This is a genomic window from Haloarcula limicola (genome assembly GCF_010119205.1).
GTDB classification, from domain to species: domain Archaea; phylum Halobacteriota; class Halobacteria; order Halobacteriales; family Haloarculaceae; genus Haloarcula; species Haloarcula limicola.
Genome location: NZ_WRXM01000001.1, coordinates 1,672,120 through 1,689,180 on the forward strand (window position 1 = coordinate 1,672,120; position 17,061 = coordinate 1,689,180).

The 17,061-nt window shown below is 66.1% G+C and carries 19 protein-coding genes; 6 read left to right on the forward strand and 13 right to left on the reverse strand.

Going from position 1 to position 17,061, the window contains the following annotated elements:
- Position 1: 1 nt before the first annotated feature.
- The 6 genes from GO488_RS08590 to GO488_RS08615 form a co-directional block, all read right to left on the reverse strand.
- Positions 2 to 562 carry a DUF7500 family protein gene (locus GO488_RS08590; RefSeq protein WP_162317345.1) on the reverse strand — a complete coding sequence of 187 codons (561 nt, stop codon included), beginning with the start codon at positions 560 to 562 and terminating at the stop codon, positions 2 to 4.
- Between the two features lie 77 nt (positions 563 to 639).
- Positions 640 to 1,275, reverse strand: a complete 636-nt coding sequence (locus GO488_RS08595) for an archaellin/type IV pilin N-terminal domain-containing protein (protein ID WP_162317346.1) — start codon at positions 1,273 to 1,275, stop codon at positions 640 to 642.
- Between the two features lie 364 nt (positions 1,276 to 1,639).
- On the reverse strand, positions 1,640 to 1,915 hold the full coding sequence (locus tag GO488_RS08600; RefSeq protein ID WP_162317579.1) for a DUF7521 family protein: 276 nt from the start codon (positions 1,913 to 1,915) through the stop codon (positions 1,640 to 1,642).
- Positions 1,916 to 1,999: 84 nt separating this feature from the next.
- The gene (locus tag GO488_RS08605) at positions 2,000 to 2,338 is read right to left on the reverse strand and encodes a winged helix-turn-helix domain-containing protein (RefSeq protein ID WP_135305681.1); all 339 of its coding nucleotides are present in this window, start codon (positions 2,336 to 2,338) and stop codon (positions 2,000 to 2,002) included.
- Between the two features lie 166 nt (positions 2,339 to 2,504).
- Positions 2,505 to 3,230: an RAD55 family ATPase gene (locus GO488_RS08610; protein ID WP_162317347.1), complete on the reverse strand. Its 726-nt coding sequence runs from the start codon at positions 3,228 to 3,230 to the stop codon at positions 2,505 to 2,507.
- Positions 3,231 to 3,313: 83 nt separating this feature from the next.
- Positions 3,314 to 3,748 carry a chemotaxis protein CheW gene (locus GO488_RS08615; RefSeq protein WP_162317348.1) on the reverse strand — a complete coding sequence of 145 codons (435 nt, stop codon included), beginning with the start codon at positions 3,746 to 3,748 and terminating at the stop codon, positions 3,314 to 3,316.
- A gap of 169 nt (positions 3,749 to 3,917) precedes the next feature.
- Between GO488_RS08615 and GO488_RS08620 the strand changes: the two genes are divergently transcribed.
- From GO488_RS08620 to GO488_RS08640, 5 genes are read left to right on the forward strand one after another with little or no spacing between them, the layout of a single operon-like run.
- Entirely contained in the window at positions 3,918 to 5,015 is a 1,098-nt protein-coding gene (locus GO488_RS08620; RefSeq protein WP_162317349.1) for a protein-glutamate methylesterase/protein-glutamine glutaminase, read from the forward strand.
- Positions 5,015 to 7,003, forward strand: coding sequence for a chemotaxis protein CheA (gene cheA, locus GO488_RS08625; RefSeq protein ID WP_162317350.1), 1,989 nt, complete (start codon positions 5,015 to 5,017; stop codon positions 7,001 to 7,003). Before GO488_RS08620 ends, cheA begins: the two co-directional genes overlap by 1 nt.
- A complete protein-coding gene (locus GO488_RS08630; protein ID WP_162317351.1) occupies positions 7,000 to 7,812 on the forward strand; it encodes a CheR family methyltransferase in 813 nt (270 codons plus the stop codon). Before cheA ends, GO488_RS08630 begins: the two co-directional genes overlap by 4 nt.
- A gap of 1 nt (position 7,813) precedes the next feature.
- On the forward strand, positions 7,814 to 9,046 hold the full coding sequence (locus GO488_RS08635; RefSeq protein WP_162317352.1) for a HEAT repeat domain-containing protein: 1,233 nt from the start codon (positions 7,814 to 7,816) through the stop codon (positions 9,044 to 9,046).
- Positions 9,043 to 9,912, forward strand: a complete 870-nt coding sequence (locus tag GO488_RS08640; protein WP_162317353.1) for a CheF family chemotaxis protein — start codon at positions 9,043 to 9,045, stop codon at positions 9,910 to 9,912. The genes GO488_RS08635 and GO488_RS08640 overlap by 4 nt, the downstream gene beginning before the upstream one ends.
- A 147-nt stretch (positions 9,913 to 10,059) precedes the next feature.
- On the opposite strand, the gene GO488_RS08645 is transcribed toward GO488_RS08640, so the two are convergent.
- From GO488_RS08645 to tenA, 3 genes are read right to left on the reverse strand one after another with little or no spacing between them, the layout of a single operon-like run.
- Entirely contained in the window at positions 10,060 to 11,592 is a 1,533-nt protein-coding gene (locus tag GO488_RS08645) for a sodium:solute symporter family transporter (RefSeq protein ID WP_162317354.1), read from the reverse strand.
- The gene (locus GO488_RS08650; RefSeq protein ID WP_162317355.1) at positions 11,586 to 12,371 is read right to left on the reverse strand and encodes a TenA family protein; all 786 of its coding nucleotides are present in this window, start codon (positions 12,369 to 12,371) and stop codon (positions 11,586 to 11,588) included. Before GO488_RS08650 ends, GO488_RS08645 begins: the two co-directional genes overlap by 7 nt.
- Positions 12,368 to 13,033: a thiaminase II gene (gene tenA, locus GO488_RS08655; protein ID WP_162317356.1), complete on the reverse strand. Its 666-nt coding sequence runs from the start codon at positions 13,031 to 13,033 to the stop codon at positions 12,368 to 12,370. Before tenA ends, GO488_RS08650 begins: the two co-directional genes overlap by 4 nt.
- Before the next feature lie 116 nt (positions 13,034 to 13,149).
- Between tenA and GO488_RS08660 the strand changes: the two genes are divergently transcribed.
- Positions 13,150 to 14,073: a thiamine-phosphate synthase family protein gene (locus GO488_RS08660; RefSeq protein WP_162317357.1), complete on the forward strand. Its 924-nt coding sequence runs from the start codon at positions 13,150 to 13,152 to the stop codon at positions 14,071 to 14,073.
- 385 nt (positions 14,074 to 14,458) lie between these two features.
- On the opposite strand, the gene GO488_RS08665 is transcribed toward GO488_RS08660, so the two are convergent.
- The 4 genes from GO488_RS08665 to GO488_RS08680 all read right to left on the reverse strand — a co-directional run bounded on the left by GO488_RS08665 (position 14,459) and on the right by GO488_RS08680 (position 16,726).
- Positions 14,459 to 15,337: a CheF family chemotaxis protein gene (locus GO488_RS08665; protein ID WP_162317358.1), complete on the reverse strand. Its 879-nt coding sequence runs from the start codon at positions 15,335 to 15,337 to the stop codon at positions 14,459 to 14,461.
- A gap of 75 nt (positions 15,338 to 15,412) precedes the next feature.
- Positions 15,413 to 15,841, reverse strand: coding sequence for a DUF7112 family protein (locus GO488_RS08670; RefSeq protein WP_162317359.1), 429 nt, complete (start codon positions 15,839 to 15,841; stop codon positions 15,413 to 15,415).
- Positions 15,838 to 16,227 (reverse strand): 30S ribosomal protein S6e, encoded by a 390-nt coding sequence (locus tag GO488_RS08675; protein ID WP_162317360.1) that lies wholly within the window; start codon positions 16,225 to 16,227, stop codon positions 15,838 to 15,840. Before GO488_RS08675 ends, GO488_RS08670 begins: the two co-directional genes overlap by 4 nt.
- 76 nt (positions 16,228 to 16,303) lie before the next feature.
- Entirely contained in the window at positions 16,304 to 16,726 is a 423-nt protein-coding gene (locus tag GO488_RS08680) for a dCTP deaminase/dUTPase family protein (RefSeq protein WP_162317361.1), read from the reverse strand.
- Positions 16,727 to 17,061 lie beyond the last annotated feature (335 nt).

Below are 17,061 nucleotides of genomic sequence, written 5' to 3' on the forward strand. Positions count from 1 at the left end.
GTCAGAACTCCGCGCCGTCTCGCGCTTCGACCGCTTCGAGCAGGTCGGCGACGGTGTCGTCCGGCGAGACGCCGGTCGATTTGACGGCCTCCCTGAAACTGGCCGGCGGGTACTTCACGGGGACGTTCGACTCCGAGAGGAGGATGCCGAGCACGTCCTCGACGTCCGTCGAGCCGTCCATCCGGCGACCGTACCACAGCATCAAGCTCTCGAAGACGGTGACGATGTCGTTGGAAGTGAGCTGTTGCTGGTCGACCTCGCCGTCGAACTTCGCGGTCACGTCGAACCCGTAACGGGTATTGGAGTCGGCCAATTGCTCGGCGAGCCAGTCATGGACGTTCGCGTCCGAGAACTCCGGCGTCGCCGGCTCGGGTTCGAGTTCCGGCTCTGGTGTCGGTTCTGCCGAGGCGGGGAGACTGCCCTCGTCGGTCCGCACGTCCGAGGAGACGACGTAACGGCCCTCGTCGATCTCGGTGACGTGTTCGTCCTCGGCGATATCCAGCTCTTCGGGGGAGAGTATCTTCCCATCTTCCGGCTTCGGTTCGTCTGGCCCCCGCGACATATCGGATACTGTATGTGGAAGTGTATAATTCCGTCGCTGGTCGGGACGTTATCTGGAAAAGGAGAGAGAACGCCGGCTTAGAGCGTGACCGCGGAGTTACCCGAAAGCGTCTCGGGGACCACGAGTCGAACGGTGGTGGTACCACCGGATTGGGTGTTCAGGCGGATGGTCGCAGTTGCACCCTCACCTAGACCTGCGGCGTCAGTAGAGTCAGCACTTTCACCGTGGATGTCTCGGACGTTGAACGTGAGCGTCGCGCGGTCGGATGGATCGTTGAGCACCTGACTGCTTGAGATAGAGGTGTCGTCGTCCTGAACCTCGGACACGCCGTAGTTGTCGTTATCGGAAGTGGAAGCAGCACTTTCGTCGACGGTCAGGTCGTAGGATCCGGACGAGTCGACCCACTGGGCGATCGTACTGCCGATGTCAATGTTCGCGGCACCGGGCGCTTTCTTCACTGTGACTTCAACGGTGTCAACCTCGCTGTTCTCACTGTCAATGGACGTACCGACTGTATTTACCACTTCGAGCCGATTGGTAACTTGATCGCTGCTCTGTTGTCCGGTCTCTTCCGCACTCGACTGCAAGAATCCTGCCGTGTTGATGAGGACGCCCGCGGCGATAGCGGCGACCAGCACCATCGCGATGAACACGATGAGGGTGCCGATCCCGACCTGCCCGCGGTCGTCGTCGTTTCGTAGTTTGTCGAACATGGGTTATGTCAGGTCTGTCTGACCTACCAGAACCATATCTGTTACCTGTAATAATACCTCTCCCCGAAATATCTCTAATGATAACAGGCTTTTCAGGGCATCTATGCGGCATATAATTGAATTCATCCCGTCCATTCCGCCTCCGATGCCAGTGTCTCCGTTCGTCGATTCCAACGGTTGATACTGTTCGTCTACGATAGATTGACACGCGTGAGTTCGCCCCAGCTCAGAGGACCGTCTCGAACTCGTGCTCTCGAAGTCGCACTGTGACTACGGGCGTTCACGACGAAGCAGAGAGTTCGAATCGAAAAGGAACGAGACGAAGTATCGGTCGATTATCGCGCTAGCTGACAGGGCATCGACGTCAGTCGTAGGTGACGAGACTGTACATCACGAACAGGTAGCCGAAGGTCGTCAGGCCGCTGTTGACGAGCAAGAGCGACTTCACGCCCTCGAAGTCGTTGACGAACGCGCTGATCATGGTCGCTGCCGCCCCGGCGACGGCCAGCGAGAATCCGAGCGAGAGATGGAGCATCGCTTTTCGGGACGTCTGGACGTACGCCCGCATCGCCATCCCGACCATGGTGAGCCCGGCGACGACGAATACCAGCGTCGAGATGGCATAGAGGAGTTCTATCATCGGCACTGCCTACGGCTATGCGAAACCCTGTAATAAATCCACTTGCGAAAATATCCGTCCTGATAATCAGGTGCGTACGGTCGCTCAGCGGTCAGCAGAGAGCGTTCGCCAGGCCTCGTCGAGTTTGTTGGTGACCTCGGAGCGTTCCTCTACGTGAACGGTCAGTTCGTCATCGAAGTCGACGCGGACCTCGTCGACGTTCCGGCGGTACACCTTGATGCGTCGCCGGTCGTCCGAGAGGATGTTGTCGTGGAGTTCGAGCAGGTCGTGTTCGGTCAGCTCGTCGATGCGTCGGTAGCAGGTAGCGATGGGGATCCCGAGTTGGTCGCTCAGCTCTTGGGCTGACGCCGGTTCGTCGGTCGCGTCGAGGATCTCGGCGCTGTATTTGTTCCCCAACGTCTGGAGAAGATCCGCTGAAGCCATCGTTATCAAAACATATATTGTGACTACAATAAAACTATCGCCGGTGATAGCGGGCGAGGTCGGCCGCGGGATGCGAATCGACAGAAAGCGCGTATATCGCCGTTTCGGACGCAATGCCGAACGTTTTCTTCGACAATAACGGGGTTAGACGCCGCGTAAATCGACCTTACAGCGGCGAGTCCTCGTCGCTCATCATCGAGAAGGCGCTGGCGTTCTGGTGGACCTTCAGCCCGCCCCAATCGATCTCCATCGGATAGATGTCCGTCTCGATGTTCTGCTTTCGCATCTTCGCCACCCAGACGTAGCGGTTGACGCCGGAGTCGGTCGGCGTCTGGATGAGGTAGATGTTCCCGTCGGTGAGGTAGTTCGCGAGGCCGATCTCGGTGTCCGGAAACACCGCGCCCTGTTCGTTGGTCAGCAGCGAGGTCAGTCCGTTCTCACGGAGGATATCGGTGAACTTGAGCAGGTACGTGCGCTTCTCGCGCTCGTTCTCGAAGAACAGCTCGAACATCGCGAGCGAGTCGAGCACCAGTCGGTCGTACTGGTCGTCCTCCAAGTCGTCTAAGAGGATGTCCAGCGAGGAGGAGAAGTCGTTCTCTCGGAGGAGCACCTGCTTGTCGTAGACCTTGATGTCGCCGTTTTCGACGAATTCGGCCCACTTATCGAAGCCGAGTGACTCGGCGGCTTCTCGGAGGTCGGATTCGTTCTCCTCGAAGGTGAGGTAGATGCCCTTCTCGTCGAACATCTCGACGCCGTTGTAGATGTACTGGAGGCAGAGGATCGACTTTCCGGCACCGGGGTTACCGCTGATGAGCGTCGTCGAGTCTTTCACGATACCGCCGTTGAGGATGTCGTCGAGGCCGTCGATGCCCGTCTTCGTTAGCTCGATCATGATAGGAGTAGGTACTGAGTTGTGTAACCGTGAGTCGCCTGTGTTCAAAAGTCTTGTTCACGAACGGGCGGAAACGCCGGCGTTCAGGCTTCACTATGGACGACTGCGGGGTCGACCCAGATGACGAACGCTTCGTCGCGCTTGACGACGCCGTGGATAGACCCGGCGTCGTTGCCCGGCGACCGGTCTATCTGGTCGGGCGTTATCTGGACGACCTGATCGACTTCGTCGACCAACCACCCGACGGCGCTCTGGTTCTTCACGATATCCGGGTCGAAGACGATGACGCGCTTGCCCGCGCCGGCGTCGTCGATCCCGAAGACGACCTTGGGGTCGACGATGGACGTCGTCCGCCCTCGGAGGTCCATGACCCCCTCGACGTAGCGGGGCGCGTTGGGGACCTGCGTCAGGTCGCCGACGTCGACGATCTCGGTGACGTAGTCGATACTGACGCAGTACGTTTCCCCGCCGAGTGCGAATTCGAGCACTTGGCCGGTTGTGGCTGACTGAGCTGACATGGCTTCTGGAATACCAACTGCTACGATAGCAAGCGGGCATAAAACTGCCTCCTGGGCTATCAACTTTGATTACGTGGGCGGTGTCTTTATTTCCGGGCGAAGGGGAGTACGCCACAGTGATGCAGATGCTCCGCCCGCGAACGACCACGTCACCGGAGGCCGCGTGACGATGGCCGGTGCCGCCCCGCGCGCAGTCGTGGCCGACGACTCTCACTTCATGCGAAGCGTCATCTCCGACATGCTCGAAGAAGGGGGGATCGACGTCGTCGCCGAGGCCCGCAACGGACGCGAGGCCGTGGCGGCGGTCCGCGACCACGGGCCGGACGTCGTGACGATGGACGTCGAAATGCCGGAGATGAACGGGATCGAGGCCACCGAACGGATCATGGGCGAGCGGCCGACGCCCGTGTTGATGCTCTCGGCCCACACCGACGAGAACGCCGACGTGACCTTCGAGGCGCTCGATAAGGGGGCCGTGGACTTCTTCACGAAGCCCGGCGGCGAGGTGTCGATGGAGATGTCCCGGCTGAAGGACCAACTCGTCGACATCGTGACATCCGTCGCCGAAGCCGGCGTCCGCGGCGCAGGCGCTTCCGATGCGAACGCGGGGGCGCAGAGTCGCTCCACCTCTACTGGAACGACCGACAGTCGCTCGACCGAGGCGTCCCGGACGTACGTCGCGGACCCGACGGTCGTCATCGGCTCGTCGACCGGCGGACCGAAGATGGTCGAGCAGGTGCTGTCGGAGCTACCGGCCGCGGCCGACCTCCGAATCCTCGTCGTCCAGCACATGCCCGAGGGATTCACCGGGCGCTTCGCCGAGCGCATCGACGCGCGTAGCGAGTACGACGTTCGGGAGGCGATCGACGGCGCGCGAATCGGGGGCGGCGAGGCGCTCGTCGCCGCCGGCGACAGCCACATGGAGATCAAGAACTACCGGAACGGCCGGCTCCGCGTGAAACTGACGAAGGACGAGCCGGTCAACAGCGTCCGACCGGCCGTCGACGTGACGATGGCGACGGCCGCGGCGACCATCGACGACCCGCTCGTCGGCGTCATCCTCACCGGGATGGGCGAGGACGGCGCGGACGGCATCCGCCGGATCAAGGCCGCCGGCGGGCGGACCATCGCACAGGACGAGGCCACGTCCGCCGTCTACGGGATGCCCCAGCGGGCGGCCGAGACCGGCTGCGTGGATTCGGTGCTCCCCATCGACGACGTGGCGGGCGGCATTTTAGCGACGATCACGACCGAGGTGACCCCATAATGGACGACCAGTATCTAGACGCGTTTATCCGCGAGAGCGAGGAAGCGATAACCGAACTGAACAACTCCCTGTTGGACCTTGAGTCCGACCCGTCCGACCGGGCGGCGATGGACTCCATCTTCCGCACCGCCCACACGCTGAAGGGGAACTTCGGCGCGATGGGCTTCACCGACGCGGCGAACCTCGCGCACGCGATGGAGGACCTCCTCGACGCGATGCGACAGGGCGAGATGGACGTCACCCCGGACGTGATGGACCTCGTCTTCGCGGGCGTCGACCGGATCGAGGTCATCGTCAACGAGATCGAGGCCGAGGGCGAGTCACAGACGACCACCGACGAGACGGTCGGGGAGCTGCGTGCGGTGCTCGAATCGGGCGCGGCGGCCGCCGGCACCGGCGCGGCTGCCGGCGCTGGTGCAGCGGCCGCGGGAAGCGCCGTGGCTGCGGCGAGTGAGGACGGCCAGACGGCCGACATCGACGTCGAGACCGACCTCGACCCGGTCGACGCCGAGGAGCGGGTCGTTCGCGCGACGATCGGCGTCGGCGAGTCGGACATGCTCGGCGTCGACTCGATGCTTGCCTTGGAGGGCATCGAAGACGCCTTCGAGATCCTCGAGTTCTCGCCCGACCGGGCGGCCATCGAGGACGGCGAGTTCGAGGAGAGGTTCACGCTCTACCTCGACGCGCCGGACGCCGCGACGGTCGACGCCGAGCTGGCGTCGGTCGGCAAGGTCGACTCCTTCGAGGCGACGGACGTGACCGAGGCGCTCTCGGCCGACGAGGGCGGCGACGCCGACCCCCCGAGTCCCGCTCCCGGAGCGACCGAGGGCGGCGAGGAAGAGCACAGCGTCGACGAGATCAAGTCCGTCCGCGTCGACGTCGACCAGCTCGACGACTTACACGGGCTGGTCGAGCAACTGGTGACGAGCCGCATCAAGCTCCGGCGCTCCGTCGAGCAGAACGACCTCGACTCGGCCGGCGAGACGCTGAACGAACTGGACAAGATAACGGCGAACCTCCAGAACACGGTGATGGACATGCGGCTCATCCCGCTGAAGAAGGTCGTCGGGAAATTCCCGCGGCTGGTCCGCGACCTCGCCCGGAACTTAGAGAAGGACGTCGACTTCGAGATCGAGGGCGAGGACATCGAACTCGACCGCACCATCCTCACTGAGATCTCGGACCCGCTGATGCACATTCTCCGGAACGCCGTCGACCACGGCATCGAAGCGCCGGCGATGCGCGAGGGGAAGGGGAAGTCCCCGACGGGACACATCACGCTGCGGGCCTCCCGCGAACGCGACCACGTCATCATCGAAGTCGATGACGACGGCGCGGGACTTGACGTGGAGGGGATCAGGCAGAAAGCCGTCGAGAAGGGCGTTCGCTCGCCGGAGGAACTCGACGCGATGGACGACTCGGCCGTCTACGACCTTGTCTTCCACCCCGGCTTCTCGACGGCCGAGGAGGTGACGGACACCAGCGGCCGCGGCGTCGGGATGGACGTGGTCCACGACACCGTCACGCAACTCGACGGGTCAGTCAACGTCGAGTCCACCGAGGGCGAGGGGACGACCGTCTCCCTCCGCCTGCCCGTGACGATGGCCATCGTGAAGGTGCTGTTCGTCGAGGTGGGCGACGAGGAGTACGGCATCCCCATCAAGAACGTCGACGAGATAACGGCGACCGGCGCGGTGAAACAGGTCAACGGGAAGGAGGTCATCAAGCACAACGACGACATCTACCCGGTCGTCCACTTGGACGACGCCTTCGAAGTCCCCGGCGAGACGGCGAACGGCGACGGAATGCTCGTCCGCATCCGGGAGTCCGAACGCCAGATCGCGCTCCACTGTGACTCGGTCAACAGCCAGGAGGAAGTCGTCGTCAAGCCCCTGGAGGGCATCCTCTCCGGGACCGCCGGCCTCTCCGGGACCGCCGTGCTCGGCGACGGCAACATCGTCCACATCCTCGACGTGGTGACGCTATGAGCGGCGACACCGAGGGCCGGCAGTTCGACCGCCTGCTGTCGTTCATCGGGTCGGAGATGGACTTCGAGTCCTCGTTCTACAACGACGCGTACCTCGACCGTCGCATCACCGCGCGGATGCGACGAACCGATACCGACGGTTACGGCGCGTACAGGCGACTCCTCGAACGAGACGACGGCGAGCGCGAGAAACTCCTCGATTCCCTCTCGATCAACGTCACCGGCTTCTTCCGGAACCCGGACGCGTGGGAGCAGCTGCGCTCGGTCCTGCGCGAGCTGACGGCCGAGAACGACAGAGTCAGGGTGTGGTCCGCGCCGAGCGCCGACGGACGGGAGCCGTACTCGGCGGCGATGCTGGCGCTCGACGACCCCCGGATCGACGCCGGTCGCGTCGAGATCACCGGGACCGACATCAACGCCGACATCCTCCGAGAGGCCCGGAAAGCGACCTACCGGACCTCACAGACGACGGACATCGCCGAGGAGCTCGCGCCGCTCAGCGACTACGCCGAGTACGTCGAGGAGGACGGCGACACGTTCGAGGTCCGCGACGCCGTCACGGACATGGTCACGTTCCAGCGACACGACCTCATCCGCGGCGACCCCAAGCGGGACTTCGACCTGGTGTTCTGTCGGAACCTCCTCATCTACATCGACGCCGAGTACAAGGTCCCCATCTTCGAGACGATCCGCGGGTCGCTCCGGGAGGGCGGCTACCTCATGATCGGGATGACCGAGACGCTCCCGACGGCCTGTCGGGACTCGTTCGAACCCGTCGACAAGCAACACCGCATCTACCGCCGGGTGTAGCATGAGCCTCTACGAACTCGAACGCGACGGCGAGATACAGGAACTCATCCGGGTGTTGCGCGAGAGCGACAACGAGCGCGTCCGGACCCGCGCGGCCGAGCTATTGGGGAACTTCGAGCGCCATGACGACCGACGGGACGCCGTCAACGCGCTGGTCGGGGCGGCACAGGGTGACAGCAGCGCCGTCACCGCGGCGGCCATCGACTCGCTCGACGAACTCGGGGAGGGAGCCATCGAGCGGCTCATCGGCGAGATGGCCGGCGTCGAACTGGACGGCGACGCGGCCGACTGGGTGACCGCGAAGGCGTTCGTCCGGGCGCTCTCGGCGGACGTCCCCGAACTCCGGATGGCCGCCGCCAACGGGTTGGGCCGGCTGGGACAGGCCGACACCGTCCCGCAACTGGCCGAGCGCTTCGACGACCCCGATCCGCGGGTTCGAGCGCGGGCCGCCCGGTCAGCGGGGAAGATCGGCGACTCGCGAGCCGCGGGGCCGCTCGAATCGTTGCTGACGGACCCGAAGAGCGCGGTGCGCCGAGAGGCCGCCGAGGCGCTGGGCAACGTCGGCAACCGACAGGCGCTGCAGGCGCTGCTGCCGATGTACGAGGACGACGACGAGCGCGTCCGCCGGATCGCCGTCGGCGCGTTCGGCAACTTCGAGAACGGCCGCCCCGTCGACTATCTGGTGGAGGCCCTCTCCGACGAGTCCGGGGCCGTCCGCCGGACCGCGGTGTACTCGCTCGTCGAACTCCTCTCGAACGTCCCGACCGAACGGAGCCACGACATCCGCGACACCGTCGTCGAGAGGCTCTCGAACACCGACGACCGGAGCGTCGTCGTGCCGCTGGCGGAGATACTCGAAGAGAGCACGCAGGCCGCCCAGCGGCGCAACACCGCGTGGCTGCTGGGCCGAGTCACGAGCGACCGGGAGCGCGACCGCGTCATCGACGGGCTCGTCGAGGCGCTCTCCGACGATGACCGGATGCTCCGCCAGTTCGCCGCGACGAGCCTGGCGGAACTCGGCGGCCCGGACAACATGGTCGAACGCCGTCTGTTGCCCGTCGTTCAGGACGGGACCGTCGACCCGCAGATCCGGGGCCAGGCGATCTTCACGCTCGGGAAGGTCGGCGGCGAGCGCTCGCGGAAGGCGCTGGATAAACTCATCGACGACACCGACGAAGACGCGGTCCGGCAGAAGGCCTTCTCGGCCATCTCGAAACTCGGTGGGCGCGGATGAGCGACGGCGAGCGCGCGCTGGCCGACTCGAAGGGGAAGTTCGTGCAGGTGGTCAGAGACGGCCGGAAGCGAAACGACATCGAGTGGCTTCCGGGCCGCGTCGTCCTCTCGAACAGACGGTTGGTGCTGGCGACGAACCAGGGCAAGCGCACGCTCCCGCTCTCGAAGGTCACGAGCGTCACCGCCAGCCAGATGAACCAGTCGCTCGCGCAGGTCGACGGCTACGTCAAACTGCAGGCCGGCCGGGACGTGTGGCTGGTGTCGGCGACCGCCGGGGCGTTCGAAGTGGAACTCTATCGCGCGTTGCTCGACCAGATCGTCGTCCTCGTCAGACACCCTGCAGTGAAAGGCGGGGTCGTCCAGGATACCGAGTGGGAGAAGGCCCGGCTGAAACTCGACGACGAGAGCGACGAGACCATCGACCTCGCCACCGCCAGCGGCACGTTCGTCGAGCTCGACATCGACGACGTGGGCACCGTCGAAGCCAAGCGAAAGGAGATCCGAGGCGAGGAGCGCCCGCTGCTGGAGGTCGAACACACCATCGACGGCACGAGCGTCGAGACGTACATCTCCGGGACGCCGCGGCACGTCTCGCTCGTCGAGGGGTTGGTCCGTCAGGGCGAGCGGCGAAACGCCGCCGACGACGTGGACCTCGCCCCCGAGGAGACGCAGGTGTTGATGGCGCTGTACTCGGGCATCTCGCCGTTCGAGATCCCCGACTTCGTCGACATGGACATCGACGAGGTAGAGCGCGTCTACGACCGCCTCATCGAGGCGGACATCTTAGAACCCGTCCGCACCCGCCGCGAGGTCCAGTTAGAGGCCCGCGGGCGCTCCATCGCGGGCGAGGCCATCGCCGACCAGTAGCGACCGGACGGCTGTCGATTTCTCACACCGGCGGCGAGCTACCGAGCAAGCGCGCGTAGTGAACCCGTTCGCTGACGGCTCGTGAGAGCGGTAGCAGGAACTCGCCGGTCGTCGAGATAACAGGCTTCGCCCCACACTCGGGTCGGTTCAGTTCTCTCCGTCGCGCTCGGTCCCGCCGTCGGTCACGGGCACGCCGCCCGTCTCGGCGAGGCTGTCGAAGTCGAACGCACCGTCCGAAAGTCGCGCCGCGAGCAGCGTCGCGCCGGTGGAGACGAGGAAGGCTCCCGCGAAGGACGTGAGATACAGCGGGTCCGCGGCCGGAAGGAGGTCGCCGACGACGGGAATCGCCGTCGTCACGCCCCGAAGGTCGGGGAAGTACGCCAATCCGACGGCGAGCCCGAGGAGACTCGATAGCAGCGCGCCGGGACCGGTGAGCCGCCGGGAGTAGAGGCCGTAGACGAGCGGGAAGGCGACGGCGGCCCCAAGCAGGTCCGCGAAGAAGAACAGGCGGAGGACGCTCCGGGCGCGCAGGCTGACGTAGATCGCGGCGACGGCGACGACGGCGGTGAGCGCCCGCGCGCCCAGCCGGAGGGTGCGGTCGTCGGGCTCTGCGAGCAGTCGGGGGAGGTCTGCGGTGACGAGGCTCGAGAGCGCCGAGAACAGCGAGTCGACGGAGCTGACCACCAGCAGGAGCGCCAGCAGGACGACGCCGAGCAGTAGCCATTCGCCGAAGACGCTCTCGACGAGGACGAAGAAGGCGACGTCGGCGTTGTACGCCGCGCTCGACGCGTCGGTGACCACGTCGGCGTGGCCGACGGCGACGATCCCGAGGACCGCGGCGACGAAGACGAGCGCGCTGTTGAGCAGCGTGGCGTTGCGGAAGCCGCGGGCGACCGTCTCGCCGTCGCGGCCGGCGTAGATGCGCTGCCACCACGTCTGGTTGACGAGTTCCGCGCCGAGGATGGCGAAGGCGAGACCGAGGCCGAACTGGAGACCGGGGAGGAACCCCGCGTCTACGAGCGCCGGGTTCGTCTCGACGACGCCGGAATACACCGCGCCGGGACCGCCGAGCGAGAGGACGACGACGCCGACGACCACCGCGAGAATCGGGAGGACGAGGACCGCCTGAACCGTATCGGTGACGATGGTCGCCCGGAGGCCGCCGTAACTCGTGTAGAGCAGGACGAAGCCGCCGACGAGCGTCGCCGTCTGCCACTGCGGGACGCCCGCGACCAGTGAGAGGGCGCTGGCGATGCCAGTCAGTTCGGCAGCGACGAAGACGAACATGTAGAGCGCGCTGACGAGGAGGACGAAGCCGTACATCATCGATCCGTAGCGGGCGTGGGCGTACTCCGTGAGCGAGTGGCCCTTCGGGAGCAGTTCGCGCACGCGTGGGCCGAGCCGGGAGTAAGCGAGCATCGGCGCGGCCTCGCCGACCGCGTAACCGACGACGGCGGCGATTCCGAACCCCGCTCCCGCTTCCGGCGCGGAGAGGAGGATCCAGACGCCCATCACCGAGGCGACGAGCGTCGCGGTCAGGCGACCCTCGCCGACGGAGTCGCGAGCGGTGAGGAAGTCGTCGGCCGACCCCTCGCGCCCCCGCGTGTACCAGACGCCGAGCGCGGCGAACGCCGCGAGCGTGAAGACGGTCAGTCCCAGCGCGACGGCCGTGGTCACCACGAGCGGTCACCACCGTCGGTCGTCGCCGCGCTCCCGCCGTCGTCTTCCTCGCCCGTTCCCACGTAGGCCGCGTCGAAGAAGGCGACTTCCAGTTCGACAGTTCGACGGAACAGGTCAGCGAGCCTCTCCTGCCGGCGCTCGCTCGCGGCCGCGCCCTCCCGGTCGAGTTCCGCCCGGAGCCAGCCGACGAACTCCTCGAAGGCCGGAACCGCGTGGAGGTCCACCCATTCGGCGAGATAGAACCGGTCGGGGCGGTCACCGTCGCTATCCGCGGCCGTCGCCCACGCGAGGTACACCCACTCGGCGGGGACGAGGACGGCCAGCGTCTCGGCGTAGCCGCCCCGTCCGGTCGCCCGCAGGAGCAGGTCCCGGAACGCCGCCGTGGTCGGCGTCAGGTCGGGACTGTCGTGCGCCGATTCGTCGACGCCGAGCGCGTCGAAGGAGCGCTCGAAGTAGTCGCTCTCCTCGTCGGTGAGCGTCCCGAGAAAATCGGTGAGACGGGACTTCGCGCCCATCGTCGGCGCGTCGCCGACGGCGTGGCCGAACGCGCCGACGAGCGTCTCCAGGAAGGCGTAGTCCTGCACGAGATACCGGCGGAAGACGGCGTCGTCGAGTTCGTCGGCGCGGAGTTCGCGGGTGAACCGGTGGTCGGTCGCCTCGGTCCACGACGGCTCCGAGCGCGCTCTGAGCCAATCGGTGAATCGCGGATTCTCGTGGTTCACTGCGTACTCGCCGTAGGTGGCCGGCACCGCCGCCGGGATCTCGTCCGTCCCCGTCACACCGACCACTCCTCCTCGCGCCAGGCGGCGTCCCAGAAGCGGTACTCGTAGCGGGCCGACGTCTCGAAGACCTCGCGGTAGCGCTCGCGTTCGGATTCGGTCGACTCGGCGGCCACGTCGTCCATCAGGCCCTTACACCACTCCGTGAGCTCGGTGAACTCCTCGCCGGCGTACATCTCGATCCACGCGGCGTACCGCTCGTGGTCCGGGCGGCCGCGCTCGTCCAGTCGGCGCGCCGTCTCGTTGAACCCCCACATACAGGGCAGGAGCGCCGCCGCGAGGTCGCCGAACGTGCCGGTCGCGGCGGTGCGGACGAGGAAGTCCGTGTATCCCCGCGTCGTCGGCGATGGGTCGGTCGCTTCGAGGTCCGCTTCCGAGATACCGAACTCGGCGGCGTACTCCCGGTGGAGCTCCATCTCCGTATTGATGGTCGAGTCGAGCAGTTCGGCGAAGGTTCCCATCCGTTCCAGGTCCGGGGCGTTGGCCGCGCCCAGCGCGAACACGCGCGCGTACTCGACGAGGTAGACGTAGTCCTGCCGGACCCAGTAGCGGAACGGGGCTCCGTCTAACGTTCCCTCGCCCAACTGTTCGACCATCGGGTGGGCGACGATGGCGTCCCAAACGGGCTCGCCGATATCGGCCAGTTCGCCGGTGAAGCTCATATCGACCGCTCGGCCTTCCGGCGTGATATAACTTAGTATTACAATCGGCTTATCGTCTCGCAGTACGGTCGAGTCGATGTCGAACGCTTAAGCGACCGGTCGCCCAACGAGGGGGTATGTCCCTCCGGCTGCCGAGTGAAATCGTCGTGCAGGACGTGTTGCCGACGCTGCGCGTCTTGCTGGCGCGGGAACTCTCGGCGCACGACCTCACCCAACAGGAAGTCGCGGCGCATCTCGGCGTCACGCAGGCGGCCGTCTCGACGTACGTCAACGGCGACCCCGACCTCGAACCGCGCGTCGCGGACCACCCCCGAACCGCGGAGACGGTCGAACGGGTCGCCGCGGGACTGGCGGACGACGAGATGGACGGCTACGACGCGCTGGCGGCCGTGCTGGAACTTGTCCGCGCCTTCGAGGACCGCGGACCCGTCTGCGAACTCCACGAGGAGGCGATGCCGGAGTTAGAGGGGCTGGGCTGTGACCTCTGCGTCCGCGGCGCGAACCCGGAACTCCGCAGGGAACGCGAGGTCCTCGACAGCGTCCGCGAGGCGAGCCGCGTCCTCGCGACCACGCCCGGTATCGTCGGCTACGTCCCCAACGTCGGGACGAACGTCGGGACCGCCCTCCCCGGGGCCGACGCCGTCTCGGACGTGGCCGCCGTCCCCGGCCGCATCTACGTGATGGACGGCAGCGTCGAGGTGCCGGCGAACCCCGAGTTCGGCGCGTCGAAACACGTCTCCACGACGATTCTGGCCGCGACGGCCGTCGACCCCGACCGCCGCGGCGCGCTCAACCTCGCCACCGACGACGCGCTCCTCGACGCGGCCCGCGCGCGCGGCCTCGACCTGCTGGAGTTCGAGGCGGACTACGACGACCGCGGCGACCGCCTCCGCGAGCGGTTCGAGGACCGCGGCGCGGTCCCCGACGTGCTCTACCACCGCGGCGCATTCGGCATCGAACCGATCACCTACGTCCTCGCCGAGACGGGCGCTGCCGCCGCTCGCTTAGCCGCCGAGTTAGTCGCGGACGCGGAGGAATAGCGGTTGCGGGCGGTGGCCGGGAGAGCGCTCCGTCGCGCGACCCGGGGAAGGGCAGGCCTGCTTGAGAAGCATACCGCGCCGGAGGCGCGGTTTCACCGAACTCGCGGCGTCGCCGCGAGTTCGGCCTTTTTCGCCCACGTTCATCAGAGCGAAGCTCTGATGCAGTCGTCCGAAAGGCGCAAAGCGCCTTTCGGGATGAACGGGGGACTCTACGAGTCCCACGAACCTGCGAACGGGCGGCGTCGCCGCCCGTGAGCAGATGACGAGAGAGCGTAGCTCTCTCGAACCACCCATCAGAAGTCGCAGACTTCTGAGGACGTTTTTCGAGGAGCGGTTCGAGCGCGCCGGAGGCGCGACTCGAACCCGACGACGAAAAAGGTGGTCGCTAGGCGTTGACGTCCTCCAGGTGCCGGCTGGCGACGATCTTCCCCTTCGGGGTGAGCGTCGGGCCGTCCGGACCGTCCTGGACGAGGTTGTCCGCGTCGAGGTCTCGCAGGAGCATCGACACCGCGGCGGAGTCCTTCCCGAGGATGTTGGCGAGGGGCATCCCCTCCATATCGCCGGTCGAGTACATGGCGACCAGCACCTCCTTCTTGTCCCGCGTGAGGTCGACGCTCCGGATCTCCTCCATCAGTTCGGAGTACTCCCGACGGAGGTAGCGGCCGAGGATCGACATCTTCCGGGGGGACGCGAGCGTCGCCATCGTCGTGACGGCGGTGCCGTCCTGCATGTGCCGGACCTCCAGAACGGGGCGTTTGCTGCCCGATACTTCCCGAGTGGTTCGGGAGAAGTCGGAGACGGTCTCTAAGTCGATGGCGAAGGTGCCGTCCTCGCGGCGGAACTCGACGGTCCCGGGAGACAGAAAGAGGCGAGCGGTCCGCTGGGCGTCGTCGGTGACGCGACCGCCGACGCGGGCTCGCTCCTTGACCGTCGTCTCGGTGCCGTTGACGATCGCCTTGAACAGGAGCGTGCCGAACTTCTCGATCTTCTCGTCGCCGGCCTCGATGGCGGCGACGAGGCGGCGGCCGTTCTTCTCGAAGGCGACGGTCACCGTCGAGTCGAAGAAGTCGCCCAAGTCGGGGGGCACCTGCCCGATGGCGACGTCGAAGACCGATGACAGCGGAATCGTCAGCTTGTCGTCCTCGCTGGCGGCCAGTACCAGTCGCTTCTGTGAGAGGACCACCCGACCCTTGATCGGGTCGCTGCGGGTGGAGACCTCGGAGTTGAACTGGCCGACGAAGTCGGCGATGACTGATTCCGACATGCGGGGGGTTGGCCGTTGCTTGTCCGCCCCGTATATTGAGCGTTTCGCGCGAATATCAGTTCGTAGAACGAGAGATTACCCGTCTACGTCCTCGGCGATGTCGGCGAGCGAGGAGTCGGCCCCGCCGGTCGAGGTGTAGACGACGCGCGTGCCGGGCGTCCGCAGGCCGTACTCGGTGCCGTCGGTAATCACGTCCAGGTGCGCCGAGCCGCCGAGCGAGACGGTGCCGTCCGCGACCCACTCGGCGAGGCGGTTCTCGCCCTCGCGCTCGCGGGCGAGGCGGCGGTTGTCCGCGACGTGGGCGATACCACGCTCGCCCTGGATGTTCGTCTCGACGGCGGCGTAGTAGCCGTCGCCGTCGAGGGCGAGGCTGACGACGTCGCCGTCCTGTAAGCCGACGGCGTCGGGGAGAGCGACCCGCGGGCGGTCGGTACGGCCCACCGATTCGACGGTGACGCGGTGGGTCTCGATGGCCTCGTGGTCGCTCGGGACGCGCTCCGTCACTCGTCGCCGTCGCCGAGCAGGTCCTCGACGGAGTCGCTGCCGCGGCCGACGATCTTGGCGTTGATCTGGCGCGTCTCGTCGCTGACCTCGCGGCCGCGGACGGTGATGCGCTTGCGCTCGCCCTCGGTGGTCGGCTCGAAGCCGACGCCGCCGTCGGACATGATAGCGGTCGTCGAGACGCCGCGGACGTCCGACCGCATCGGTCGGCCGGCCTTGTCGGAGCCACCGGTGAGTTCGAGCGTGTAGCCGTCGAGACCGACCGCGCCGCCGTCGACCTCGTCGCCGAGTTCGCGGCCCATGAAGCGGTTGGCGTCCTGTCCGTCGACGTCGATCTGGTACGTGTGGCCGTCCTCCGGGTCGGAGACGGCGACAGTGAATTCAGCCATACCTGTTCTCAATCAATCCCGCGCCAAAAGCGCATCGAAGCAGTGGCGCTATTTCCCGTCCGTAGCGAGGCCACAGTCACTCCTCGACGTCGACGATGGTGCTCACGCGGGCGTTGGCCTTGAGCCTCAGTCCCGCGCCGCCGACGGATAGCGGTACGCGGGGGAGTTCCGCGACGGTGAGCGTCGGGTGAGTCGCGCCGCGTTCGAGCAACTCGGTTCGGGGCTGGAACGTTACTGTCCCCTCGCCGGTGAGCGACTCGTTGAACTCGACGAGGTACTGCCCCTCGCGCAGCGTCCACCACTCGTAGTCGTCGTCCGGGTCGCGTTTCGCGCTGCGGTGCGGAACGGTTTCGGCGGGTTCGAGTTCGCCGCCGCCGAAGTCGATGCGGCCGGGTTCGACCACATCGAACACCTCGGCGACCGTAAGATCGAAGCCCGGGCTGTCGCTTTGGGTCGGCTCGTGGACGATATCGGTGACGTATTCGCCGTAGTCGGGCATAGTCGGAGGTATCTCCCGCTCGTGTCAAAACAGTGGGGGCGGACAACGGCACTCTCCGGATTCGGGTCCGAGCGTCCGTCGCCGCCTCGACGGCTCAGCGCTGTTCCTGTACGGTTCTTCGACAATATTTACCCCAATATCTATTGGTTAGCAAACCGTACGTAGGTAGTAGACTCGGATTTGCATCCCGTGTGCCGCTCGGGGTGAGTATCGGACGGACGAGCAGCGAAATGGAAAAGCGACCCCATCCGGCGTGCTCGAAAGCGGAGAGACGACGATGACAGACGAACACAGTGACCCACACACGACGGCCCGGACACGGACTCGCGGACGAG